The following is an 11108-nucleotide window of genomic DNA, read 5'->3' as shown; positions in this document are numbered from 1 at the left end:
CCCATGACCAACCCGTTCGAGGACCAGGACGGCACCTTCCTCGTGCTCACCAACGACGAGAACCAGCACTCGCTGTGGCCGCAGTTCGCCGATGTCCCCGCGGGCTGGAGCGTCGCCCACGGACCCGACACCCACGCCGCCTGCCTGGAGTACGTCGAGCAGTCCTGGACCGACATGCGGCCCAAGAGCCTCGCCGACGCCATGAACGCCCAGCGGTAGCACGGCTCGCAGTGAACCTGACCGAAACCACCGGCGAGGCCCGCGACAGAGCGGGCCTCGCCCGGTCCGACGACCTCGCCGCAGCCCTGCTCACGCCCGAGGCCCGCCGGGACCCGTACCCGTTCTACGCCCGCATGCGGCGCGAGAGCCCGGTCCACCGCAGCAACCAGGGCATCTGGTACCTCACCCGGTACGCCGACATCGAGGCGGCACTGAGCGACCTGCGGCTCTCCAGCGACCGGGACCGGATGACCCGCGCCTACAGCGCGCTCGGCGGCGACCTCAAGGCATTCAGCAGGCTCACCGACCGGCTCGGCCGGGTGATGAGCAACACCGATCCACCGGACCACGCCCGGCTGCGCAAGCTGGCCAACCGCGCCTTCACCGCCCGGCGCGTCGAAGCCCTGCGCGACCGCATTCAGCGGATCGTCGACCGGCTCATCGACGAGGCGGTCGCGGCCGGGCCGACCATGGACCTGATCGAGGCGGTCGCCTCCCCGCTGCCGATGTCCGTCGTCTGCGAGCTCTTCGGCATCCCGCCCGAGGACCTCCCGCAGGTCAAGACCTGGTTCCACCGCTTCGGCCGGCTGAGCGAGGACATCGACAAGTCCGAGGCGGCGATCGAGCAGTACGAGGAGTACCTCGCCCGGCTCGTCCGCCGCCGCCGGGCCGACCCCGGCGACGACCTCATCAGCGCCCTGGTCGCCACTCAGGCGCAGGACGACCGGCTCACCGACTCCGAGCTGCTGTCCACCTGCTTCGTCCTGATCACTGCGGGCGACGAGACCACCACCCACCTGGTCGGCAATGGCATGCTCGCCCTGCTGCGTCACCCCGACCAACTGGCCCGGCTGCGTGCCGACCCGGCGCTGGTCCGCACCGCCGTCGAGGAACTCGCCCGCTACGACACCCCGACCCAGGCGATCGTCCGGGTCGCCGCCGAGGACATCGCGATCGGCGGGCGGACGCTGCAGCAGGGCGAGCTGGCCTACCTGTTCCTCGCCGCGACCAACCGGGATCCCGAGCGCTTCGAGGACCCCGACCGGCTCGACCTGACCCGCCCCGGCAACCGGCACCTCAGCTTCGGCAACGGCCCGCACTTCTGCCTCGGCGGCCCGCTGGCCAAGCTCCAGGCGGAGGTGGCCGTCGGCACGCTGGTCCGCCGGCTCCCGCACCTGCGGCTGGCCGACGGCGCGGTCCTCGACTGGCGGCCCAACCCGCTGCAACGGCGACTCACCGCGCTTCCGCTCACCTACTGACCCATGAATGACGACGAAGGAGAAGTGACCATGGCCCGAGAGCTCGAGGTCCGCCGGGAACAGGACCTGCCCGCCACGCCCGAACAGGTCTGGGACGCGGTCGCCACCGGCGCCGGCAACCTCGGCTGGCTGTACCCGATGGAAGTCGAGCCGCGCGTCGGCGGAAAGGCCTCGCGCGGTGACAGCACCGTCGTCGCGTGGGAACCGCCGCACCACTTCGCGGTTCGGGCCACCCAGGAAGGCGGGTTCTCCAACACGCTCACCTACCGCATCGAGCCGGCCGACGGCGGCACGAGCCACCTTCGGATGGGAATCCACTGGGTGCACACGGGCGTCGTCGACGACACCTGGAACTGGGACACCAAGGCGGACGCGGCCGAGAAGCACGTCGACTTCTACCAGCACTCCCTCCCCGAGTACCTGAAGCACTTCGCCGGCCGCCCCGCCGTCTACGTCAAGGCCGCCCGTGCCGAGTGCACCGACGACCCCGCCGACTTCGCCGCCCTGCGCCGACGCCTCGGCCTCGACGACGCGGCCGTCGGCGACCGGCGCTCGCTCGACCTCCCGGGTACGGAAGACGGCTCGACGGAGGTGGTCGTGGACTGGCTGAGCCCCGACTTCGTCGGCCTGCGAGGCCCGGACGCGCTGTACCGGTTCTTCAACGGCAGTTCCTGGAACTGGCCGATCTGGCTGGGCCATCACCTGTTCGCCGAGGATGCGGACGAAGCGCAGGCGACCAAGACCTGGAACGCCTGGCTCAACGGCTCCTGACCCCGCCGCACGACACGACCGAAGGGCCTCTGGTGGAAACACTGCTCTACGCCGCCGAACTCGTCCGGGGGGAAGACGGCACCTACAAACTCGTGGTGCAGGACGTGGTGCGAGACACGGTCCAGGTCACCCCGGTTCCCGAATCCGCGGTGGCCAGGCTCCCTGTCTTCCTGCCGGTGCTGAGTTCCAAGCTCGGCTCGGCGTCGGCACGCGGCCGCTGGTAGACCGCTTCGGGATCCACGAGACCGGTGCCGTCCGGCACATCAACTGCCGGACGGCACCGGCCTTGTGAATGGGCGCTCGTGTCCGGGACGTCATACGTGCTCCACTGACAGCGTTCCACGGACTCATGCCCACGCCGAACGTCAGCACATGACGGTTCGAGAGGCGGCCCTGAAGCTTCCCCGTGATCTTGGACACTCGATGCTTACGCCGTGGGGGCGTGTTCTTGTTGGAGGCGCTGCCGGGTCTCCAGCGGGGTGAGGTAGCCCCAGCGTGGATGGCGGCGTAGGCGTTGTCGGTTGTAGAAGGTCTCGACAAAAGCGAAGATGTCCGCGCGGGCGCTGGACCGGTCGGGCCAGCGACGGGTCCCGATCTCCTCCTTCAGCAGTGCGAAGAACGACTCGGCGGCGGCGTTGTCGAAGCACGAGCCGGTGCGGCCCATGCTCTGCCGCAGTCCCAACCCGCATATTGCGCACCGGAGTTCGTCGGAGGTGTATTCACTGCCGCGGTCGGAGTGCGCAATGCATCCGGGCTTCAGCTGCCCGCGTCCGGCGGCCATCTTCAGCGCGTCCACGACCAGGCCGGCGCGGTGGTGGTCGGCCATCGAGTAGCCGACGATCTCGCGGGTTGCGAGGTCCAGCCAGGTCGCCAGATACAGCCAGCCCTCGCCGGTGGCGATGTAGGTGATGTCGCCGACCAGCTTCATCCCCGGCGCCGCTGCGGTGAAGTCGCGGCCGATCAGGTCCGGGGCGGGCACCGCCCTTCTGGCCGCGCGGGTCAGGCCCTTGCGCCTGCGCCGTGTGACACCGCTGATGCCGCGTTCACGCATGACGCGCTCGATCCGTTTGCGGTTCACGCGGTGTCGGAGCCGGCGCAGCCCGGCGTGGATGCGCGGCACCCCGTAGGTGGCTTTGGAGGCGACGTGGAGCACGGTGATCTCGTGGGCCAGGGCGTCATCGGCGGCCTTCCTCGCCGAGCGCGTCTTCTCGCCGGCCGGCCACGCGTAGAAGGAGGAGCGGGCCACCTTCAGCAGCCGGCACAACAGAGCAACGTCATGGGTGGTCTTCTCCGCCTCGATGAACGCGTACACATCGCTCATCGATCGCTCTCCTTCGCGAAGAAGACCGCCGCTTTTCGCAGTACCTCGGTCGTCTCGGCCTGCTCGGCGGCCAGCCTCCGCAGCCGGCGCAGCTCTTCACGCTCGGCCGTCGTCAGCTCTCCCGGCGCGCCCTGCCCGCGGTCGATCGTGTCCTGCTTGACCCAGTTCCGCAGTCCCTCGGCGCTGACCCCGATCTCCCGGGCCACCTCGGTGACGGTCTCCCGGAGGAGCGAACGAGCGCGACCGCGTCCCGTTTGAACTCCTCCGTGTACCGCCTGCTGCGGTTGCTCTTGCTTCCCACCTGGCACTACTTCCTCTGGAACCTCATGTCCCAGTCTCCAGGTGTCCACGATCAAGGGGAAGGTTCACAACGCAAGGAACGCGCCCGCACCCGCAGCGAAAAGGGCATTCGCTGGGGCGGACGCCCCCTCGACACCGCGGCCTGACCAACCGCGAACAGCAGCCCCCGAACGCCGACGGGGCAAGTTCAGGAGAAGGACAGCGACAGAAGGATGACTCAGGAGGCGAACGGCTCGATCTCCCCCGCGAAGACGATGACCTGGTCGATGAGGCTCCGTCGCAGATGGACGACATCCGTTCCCGCCAGGCGGGGGCCTCCATCAGGTGTGGTGAAGACCCACTGGTACCGGGCCCATTCGTCAGGCATGTCCACCGCTGAGCAGCGCACCATCGTGCCGGTCCCCGCCGGGTGGCGTCGGATGTCCAGCACGAACCGCTCGACCGCCTCGATTCCTTCGCTGCGACCCAACGGCCCCCAGAAGACCACGTCTGAGGTCAGGGCCTGGGAGAGCAGGGCAGTCACATAGCTGTCGTCCGAGGCGTTGAACGCGGAGATGAACGTGTCGATCGCGGAGCGTGCGGTCTCTTCCTGCATGCCCCAGTAATACCAGCCGTTTCGCGTGCGCTCGTCCCACGAGCCGCCTTCCGATCACGGTGAACCTTCCCGATCACAGCACTAGCGAAGTCGAGTATGCAGTCCGTTGGACCGCTTCAGCGAGCCCCTCCCGGACCATCACCACCGACAGGGAGAGCCGCCCAGTCCCAGGGCCTACACGCAATCCAGTGCGATGGCGCAGCCCCGGGACAGCGAAGGACCCCGAGCCGCCCATCGTGCCCGGGGTCCTTCCTACCGGCCTTACACCGCCGCCAGTTCGTGGAAGGCGGCGCGACCGGTGCACTCACCAGTCGTCGGGCCCGCGGTCGGTCGCCACTGACTACTGCGTCTGGCCGCCCGGCATGTACCTATGTTGACATAGGTATGTTGGCGTACCTATAGTCGATGCGTGCTCGATTCCAGTGCCTCTGGCCGGCAGAACGACCACGTGGCCTCGGTCCTCGTGGCGGTTCTGCCTGTGCTGAACAGGGCGCTCGAGCGGCAGGTGATCCGGGACTTTCCGTACCCGACGCTGCCGGAGGGGCAGCTCGCTCTGCTGCGGCTTGTCGAGGAGCGTGCGGGCGTCACGGTCCGTGACGCGGCGGACGCCCTGCTGATGAAGCCGAACAATGTCAGCGCCCTCGTCGCCCAGCTCACCGAGTTGGGGCTGTTGGAGCGCAGGCGGGATGCCGTCGACAAGCGGGTCGCTCATCTGTACCCCACGGCGCTGGCCGCGGAGCGACTCGCGGAAGCGCGGGGGCTGAAGGAAGTCCACGTGGCGCGTCTGCTGGAGTCCCTCACCGAAGGGGAGCAGGACGCTCTCGGTTCGGCCTGTGGCGCGCTGCTGGCGTTGACCCGGCGCTTCTACTCCGCCGACTGACCTTCCGGCTCCGGTGCTCAGGGGCGAGCGCCCGGCCGCGTGCGCAGCCCGCATCTCGAGCGCGCCGTTGCCCCGCCGCGCTTCCCGCGTGGTGGCCGCGCGCTGCCGTATCTCCGCCTGCGCCGAAGGCCTTGATCCATCTCGTCGACCTGTCGACGTTCTCACCACAGACAAGGCACCCGCATGCCCTCCACGCCCGTGGACCACTCCACTCTGCACGCTCCCTCGCCACTGGGCGCCAAGCCGGGCCCGCGCTCCAATCCGTGGCTGACGCTGATCGCCGTCGCGATCGGTCTCTTCATGGTCAACCTCGACGGATCCGTGGTCTCAATAGCGAACCCGGAGATCGGCCGCAGCCTGCACGCGTCCACCGCCGACCTGCAGTGGGTCACCAACTCCTACCTCATCGCCATGGCCGCCGCCCTCATCCTGGGCGGCAAGCTGGGTGACCGGTTCGGGCGGCGCACGTACTACATGGCCGGAGTCGCGGGCTTCGTCGTGGCCTCCGTCATGATCGGGCTGATCGGCTCCGTCGAGGGCGTGATCGCCTTCCGCGCGCTGCAGGGGCTCTGCGCCGCGCTGCTGATACCCAACACACTCGGTCTGCTGCGCGCCGTCTTCCCGCCGCAGAAGTTCGGTACGGCGGTGGGCCTGTGGGCCATGGTGGCCTCGTGTTCGACCGCGCTCGGACCGATCGTCGGCGGCCTGCTGGTCGAGCACGTCAACTGGGAGTCCGTGTTCTACATCAACGCGCCCATCGGCATCGCGACCCTGGTCTTCAGCGCACTCGTGCTGCCGCAGAGCAAGGACTTCACCGGCCGCCACCGCTTCGACATCCCAGGCGTGATCCTGCTGGCGCTCGGTCTGGTCGCCGTGGTCTTCGGCGTGATCAAGGGTGAGACCTGGGGCTGGACCTCGGGAGGGACCCTGGGCGCCCTCGCCGCCGGACTGGTCCTGCTGGTGCTCTTCGGCTGGTACGAGACCCGTGTCCGGCACCCGCTGCTGCCCATGCGGCTGTTCCGCAGCCCGGCGCTGACCATCGGCACCCTCGTCACCGCGATCAACTTCTTCGTGCTGCTCGGCGTCATCTTCTTCCTGATGCTGTACCTGCAGAACGTCCGGGGTCTGACCCCGGTCGAGGTGGGCGTGCGCACCCTGCCGCTGAGCCTGGCCTCCGTGGTCGCGGCACCGCTGGGTGCGGCGCTGACCGAGCGGCTCGGAGCCCGCCTGTCCATGCCGGCCGGCATGCTGCTGGAGGCGGTGGCCTCCGTGTGGATGCTGACCTGGGACGCGAACTCCTCGTACGCGGCCATGTGGCCGCCCTTCGTCCTGACCGGCCTGGGCGTCGGCATGGTCATGTCGGCCTCCTCCGACGCGATCGTCGGCAACGCGCCCGTCCGGGACGGCGGTGTGGCGAGCGGCCTGCAGTCCACCGCACTGCAGATTGGCGGCGCCCTCGGTACGTCCGTTCTGGTCTCGCTGATCAGCAGCCGGGTCGGAGCCACGCTCACCGGGGAGCTGACCGGCGCCGGGGTGCCGGCCTCCGCAGCACACGGCTTGGAGGAGGCCAAGGATGCCGTGGCCATGGGCATCGCGCCGGTCACGGACGGCATGCCCGCACAGCTGAAGGCCGCCGTTGCCGAGGGCAGCGGCAACGCCTTCATGAACGGTGTGCACGCCGCCGTTCTCGTCACCGCCGTCCTGTGCGTCGCGGGTGCCCTCCTCGCCGCAGCTGGCCTGCGCCGCGGCGCCAACTCGCCCGCCGCCGACGGCTGATGGCGGGTGGGGCGGAGAGGTGGGCCGAAGCCGGGCACACGGCCCGTCCGCCGCGCCCGGTGTGCGGCAGACGGGGTGGTGCGCGTCGATCGCCCCGGTGACGTCCTGAGAAGTCGCTGAGGTCAGGGATGGAGGACGGCCGGAGCCGATTCCGCTCCGCCGTCGCTTCCCGGAGCCGGCGGTGCGGGCGCCTCGTCCTCGGCGGAACGGCGGGCGTGGAGCCCGATCATGCCGAAGGCGGTCAGGACCGCGGCGACGGCGGCCGCCACACCACACACCAGGAACGCGGTGCTGAAACCACTGCCCAGGGCCTCCAGGGCCAGACCGTGCGCGGCGGATCCCGGGGCGTCGGGCGGCAGGCTGTTCACGGCGATGGGCCCTCCGGCCTCGGCGATCTCGCGTGCCGCTGCCACCTGACCGCCCGGCAGGTCCGCGTCGGACAGGTTCGCCGCAAACGCCGCCCCCGCGTTGGAGAGGGCGACCGCGCTGACGACGACGGGGCCGAGGGCGAAGCCGAGGTCGCGCAGCATGTTGGTGGTGGCGCTGGCCATGCCCGCCAGGTGCAGGGGCACGCTGTTCAGCGCCACGGCCGTCACCGAGCTGACGGTCAGGGCGAAACCGATGCCGATCAGCAGGGCGGGGGCGAGGAACGCGCCGAGTCCCGGGTCGGTGACGTCCAGCCCGGTGAACAGCAGGCAGCCGACGGCCATCAGGACGAACCCGGAGGTCAGCAGCCAGGACGCGGCGACCCGGTGCAGGAGGCGCGAGACGACCGGGATGAGTACGAAGGCGGGTCCCTGGAGGAGCAGGAAGAGGATCCCGACGCGGATCGGGTCCTGGTGCTGCACAGGACCCAGCCACATGCTCATCGCGAAGCAGGCGCCGAGGAAGGCGAGCATGCCGATGACCGCGGCGACGGACGACACGGTGAAGGCCCGGTTGCGGAACAGCTTCAGGTCGAAGATGGGGGATTCGGCCCCCAGCTCCACCACGACGAATCCGGCGAGGAAGCAAATGCCGAAGGCGAAGGCGAGGATGACGGGGAGGGTGGTCCAGCCCGACTCGGGTCCCTCGACGGCGCCGTACAGCACCAGGATGAGCCCGACGGCGAAGGTGATCTGGCCGGGTACGTCGAATTTACGGCCCTCGGGCGCATTCGACTCCGTGGCCAGCACCAGGGTGAGCGCCATGCTGACCAGGGCGAGTCCGACGAGCACCCCGAAGGAACCACGCCACGACCCGACCTTGGCGAACATGCCGCCGAGCAGAGGCGAGACGGCGGCGCCGGCGGACAGGAAACCGCTCCAGAGTGCCACCGCGTGCGCCCGTTCCCGCAGGGTGCGGGTGACGGCGGTGATCGCGGTGAGCGAGCCGGGGAACATGGCGCCGGCCCCCAGCCCGTTGAGGGCGGCGCCGATCCACAGCACCTGCACGGTGGGCGCGAGCGCGGCCACGGTGCTGCCCGCGGCGACCAGGGCCGTGCCGGCCACGACCAGCCTTCGCCGCCCGAAGAGGTCACCGAGGACACCGAAGGTGAACTCGAAGCAGACCACGGCGATCATGAACGCGGCGGTGATCCACGTCAGCTGGGATCCGTGTGTGTTCAGGTCCTCCTGGAAGAGTCCGAGCAGCGAGGCCGGCAGCGCGTTCGCGACCTGGGCCACGAAGACCGCACCGCAGGCGGCAGCCAGTGTTCCCGCGTAGCCCGGTCTCCGGGCGGCCCCCGCGGTTGGGCCCTGGGACGTGGTCGTCCCGTTGTTGAGCGTCATTGCTGTTCTCCCTGGCTGGGGAAGGCGGGCGTCCCGGAAGCGGGAGCCCCGAGAGCGTGAAAGCGCTCGGCTCGGCGCACGCGGTGGGGGGAGAGGGCACGTCGCGAGTCCGGCGTGGTGTTGTGGAGGATGACACTTCGCTTTACGTCACGTCAATGAAATGCGCACAACTTAAAATCAGCAGTCTTGATGTAAGGCGAGCCGGGGGCTCAGAACCGCTCGGCCAGGTCCGTCTCCAGGGCGCGCGCGGCGGCGTCCAGAGTGGCCACCAGGGGCTGCAGGCGGTGCGGGTCGTAGCGCACGGTGGGCATCGACACCGACAGGCCGGCCAGCGCGGTCCCGTCCCGATCACGTACCGGTACGCCGACGGCGATCAGACCCCGCTCGGACCGTTCCTTGTTGACGGCGAACCCGTTGCGCCGCAGCCGTTTCAGCTCCGTGTGCAGGCGGGCGAGGTCCGGTCGGTCGGCCGGACGGTCGCGGTAGCGCTCGGGGGCGTACACCTCGTCCAGTTCCTCGTCGGAGAGTTCGGCGAGCAGGAGCAGTCCCGCCGTGGTGCGGTGCGCCGGGAACACCATGCCCTCCCGGGAGCCGACCCGCAGGGCCTGCCGGCACTCGACGCTGGCGATGAACCGGGCCGTGTCCCCGGTGCGCACCGTCAGGTTCGCGGTCTCGTCGAGCAGATCGACGACCCGGTGCAGGTGGGGCAAGGCCGCCGCACGCAGCCGTGAGACCAGGGACTGGGAGTGCGCGGCGAGTTCCAGCACCGGTCCCGCGCGGTAGAGGCGGTCCTCGTCCTGCACGGCGAAGTCCCGGTAGACCAGCATCGCCAGGATCCGGTGGGCGGTGGACCGAGCGACGCCCAGCCGCTCGGCGATCTGCGAGACGGTCGCGCCGCCCTCCATCTGCAGGATGGTCGCCGCCCGCAGCGCGTGGTCCACGCTGGCGATCGGGTAGGGCGGCGGTGTCTTCAGCGGCTTGTCCATGGCGCGTCCCCTGATTCTGCTCTCCAGAATCTCCATGTTCCCTCACCAGACGCAGCGCACGCTGATGCCGTGACTGAGACCTCCATAGCCCAAGACACCGCCACGGGTTCCCCGGTCCGGCTCCAGGCTGTCGCCGCGGAGGGGCAGCCCGAGGTCACCCCGGCGCTCGAAGAGCTTTACCGGGGCTTCGAACAGGAACTGCTCGTCCCGCTGTGGACCGAGATCGGCGACCTGATGCCGGCCCACCCGCGCTCGCGTGCCGTGCCGCACCTGTGGCGCTGGGAGAGGCTGCGGGAGCTTGCGGACCGGGCCGGCGGCCTGGTGCCGGTCGGCCGCGGCGGTGAGCGCCGGGCCATCGCGCTGGCCAACCCCTCCCTCGGCGGCAGGCCCTTCGCCACGCCGACGCTGTGGGCGGCCATCCAGTACCTCATGCCCGGCGAGGACGCCCCCGAGCACCGCCACACCCAGCACGCCTTCCGCTTCGTCGTCGAGGGTTCGGGCGTGTGGACGGTCGTCGGCGGCGACCCGGTGCCGATGAACCGCGGTGACTTCCTCCCGCAGGCGGGCTGGAACTGGCACGCCCACCACAACGCGACCTCCGAGCCGATGGCCTGGATCGACGGTCTGGACATCCCCTTCCAGTACGTCACCGAGGCGCAGTTCTTCGAGTTCGGCCGCGACGAGATCAGCGACGCCGAGCGGATCACCCCCGTGCGGTCGCGCTCCGAGCGCCTGTGGGGTCATCCGGGCCTGCGCCCGCTGTCGGCAGTACCCGCCACGCCGGGCAGCCCGCTGCTGTCGTACAAGTGGGAGTACACCAACGCGGCCCTGCGGGACCAGCTGCTGCTGGAGAAGGAGGGCTTCGGCGGCACCGTCGAACCCGGCCACGCCGCGGTGCGCTACTCCAACCCGCACGACGGCTCCGACGTCCTGCCGACCGTCCGCGCCGAGTTCCACCGCATCGCCCGCGGCGCCGAGACCGCGCCGGTGCGCGAGACCGGTTCGTCGGTCTACCAGGTCTTCGACGGCTCCGGCCTGGTGACCGTCGGCGACACGTCCTGGACGGTCACCCGCGGCGACCTGTTCGTCGTCCCGTCCTGGGAACCGTTCGCCGCCAGGTCCGAGGCCGGCGCCACCGACTCCGACGAGGGAGCCCTCGACCTCTTCCGCTTCTCCGACGCGCCCGTCTTCGAGGCGCTCCGGCTCAACCGCACCCAGAAGGACGCCTGACC

General features: G+C 70.1%; 12 protein-coding genes. 7 read left to right on the top strand and 5 right to left on the bottom strand.

Annotated elements, in window-relative coordinates; genetic code table 11:
- The first annotated feature begins 3 nt into the window (after window positions 1–3).
- Genes CG719_RS31045 through CG719_RS31030 form a run of 4 tightly spaced genes read left to right on the top strand, consistent with a single transcriptional unit; the run spans window position 4 to window position 2473 of the window.
- Window positions 4–219, top strand: coding sequence for an MbtH family protein (locus CG719_RS31045; protein WP_100572055.1), 216 nt, complete (start codon window positions 4–6; stop codon window positions 217–219).
- Window positions 220–230: 11 nt separating this feature from the next.
- Window positions 231–1478 carry a cytochrome P450 gene (locus tag CG719_RS31040; RefSeq protein ID WP_100572054.1) on the top strand — a complete coding sequence of 416 codons (1248 nt, stop codon included), beginning with the start codon at window positions 231–233 and terminating at the stop codon, window positions 1476–1478.
- Window positions 1479–1508: 30 nt separating this feature from the next.
- On the top strand, window positions 1509–2249 hold the full coding sequence (locus CG719_RS31035) for an SRPBCC family protein (RefSeq protein ID WP_100572053.1): 741 nt from the start codon (window positions 1509–1511) through the stop codon (window positions 2247–2249).
- A 32-nt stretch (window positions 2250–2281) separates the two neighbouring features.
- Window positions 2282–2473, top strand: coding sequence for a hypothetical protein (locus CG719_RS31030; protein WP_234375845.1), 192 nt, complete (start codon window positions 2282–2284; stop codon window positions 2471–2473).
- Between the two features lie 203 nt (window positions 2474–2676).
- Here the strand turns inward: CG719_RS31030 and CG719_RS31025 are convergent, their stop codons facing one another.
- From CG719_RS31025 to CG719_RS31015, 3 genes are all read right to left on the bottom strand, one after another.
- Window positions 2677–3570, bottom strand: a complete 894-nt coding sequence (locus CG719_RS31025; protein WP_100572052.1) for an IS3 family transposase — start codon at window positions 3568–3570, stop codon at window positions 2677–2679.
- The gene (locus CG719_RS35570) at window positions 3567–3776 is read right to left on the bottom strand and encodes a transposase (RefSeq protein ID WP_159024991.1); all 210 of its coding nucleotides are present in this window, start codon (window positions 3774–3776) and stop codon (window positions 3567–3569) included. The genes CG719_RS31025 and CG719_RS35570 overlap by 4 nt, the downstream gene beginning before the upstream one ends.
- Before the next feature lie 311 nt (window positions 3777–4087).
- Window positions 4088–4465 carry a nuclear transport factor 2 family protein gene (locus tag CG719_RS31015; protein WP_018566052.1) on the bottom strand — a complete coding sequence of 126 codons (378 nt, stop codon included), beginning with the start codon at window positions 4463–4465 and terminating at the stop codon, window positions 4088–4090.
- 409 nt (window positions 4466–4874) lie between these two features.
- Between CG719_RS31015 and CG719_RS31010 the strand changes: the two genes are divergently transcribed.
- Together CG719_RS31010 and CG719_RS31005 are read left to right on the top strand one after the other, a co-directional pair.
- Window positions 4875–5345, top strand: a complete 471-nt coding sequence (locus tag CG719_RS31010) for a MarR family winged helix-turn-helix transcriptional regulator (protein WP_100572050.1) — start codon at window positions 4875–4877, stop codon at window positions 5343–5345.
- 183 nt (window positions 5346–5528) lie between these two features.
- On the top strand, window positions 5529–7121 hold the full coding sequence (locus CG719_RS31005) for an MFS transporter (protein WP_100572049.1): 1593 nt from the start codon (window positions 5529–5531) through the stop codon (window positions 7119–7121).
- 122 nt (window positions 7122–7243) lie between these two features.
- On the opposite strand, the gene CG719_RS31000 is transcribed toward CG719_RS31005, so the two are convergent.
- A complete protein-coding gene (locus CG719_RS31000; protein WP_100572048.1) occupies window positions 7244–8890 on the bottom strand; it encodes an MFS transporter in 1647 nt (548 codons plus the stop codon).
- Between the two features lie 209 nt (window positions 8891–9099).
- Window positions 9100–9876 carry an IclR family transcriptional regulator gene (locus CG719_RS30995; protein WP_100572047.1) on the bottom strand — a complete coding sequence of 259 codons (777 nt, stop codon included), beginning with the start codon at window positions 9874–9876 and terminating at the stop codon, window positions 9100–9102.
- A gap of 69 nt (window positions 9877–9945) precedes the next feature.
- Here CG719_RS30995 and CG719_RS30990 point away from each other — a divergent pair, with 69 nt between their 5' ends.
- On the top strand, window positions 9946–11106 hold the full coding sequence (locus CG719_RS30990; RefSeq protein WP_199836849.1) for a cupin domain-containing protein: 1161 nt from the start codon (window positions 9946–9948) through the stop codon (window positions 11104–11106).
- Window positions 11107–11108 lie beyond the last annotated feature (2 nt).

The sequence above is a fragment of the Streptomyces sp. CB01373 genome (assembly GCF_002803075.1).
Lineage (GTDB): Bacteria > Actinomycetota > Actinomycetes > Streptomycetales > Streptomycetaceae > Streptomyces.
Note: the sequence above shows the minus strand (reverse complement) of the source record. Positions and strands in the feature narration are given on the sequence as shown.

Excerpts from the sequence above, each read along its gene's own strand:
- CG719_RS31045 (WP_100572055.1), top strand. The coding sequence starts at position 4 with ATGACCAACCCGTTCGAGGACCAGGACGGCACCTTCCTCGTGCTCACC.
- CG719_RS31035 (WP_100572053.1), top strand. The coding sequence starts at position 1,509 with ATGGCCCGAGAGCTCGAGGTCCGCCGGGAACAGGACCTGCCCGCCACG.
- CG719_RS31025 (WP_100572052.1), bottom strand. The coding sequence starts at position 3,570 with ATGAGCGATGTGTACGCGTTCATCGAGGCGGAGAAGACCACCCATGAC.
- CG719_RS31015 (WP_018566052.1), bottom strand. The coding sequence starts at position 4,465 with ATGCAGGAAGAGACCGCACGCTCCGCGATCGACACGTTCATCTCCGCG.
- CG719_RS31005 (WP_100572049.1), top strand. The coding sequence starts at position 5,529 with ATGCCCTCCACGCCCGTGGACCACTCCACTCTGCACGCTCCCTCGCCA.
- CG719_RS31000 (WP_100572048.1), bottom strand. The coding sequence starts at position 8,890 with ATGACGCTCAACAACGGGACGACCACGTCCCAGGGCCCAACCGCGGGG.
- CG719_RS30995 (WP_100572047.1), bottom strand. The coding sequence starts at position 9,876 with ATGGACAAGCCGCTGAAGACACCGCCGCCCTACCCGATCGCCAGCGTG.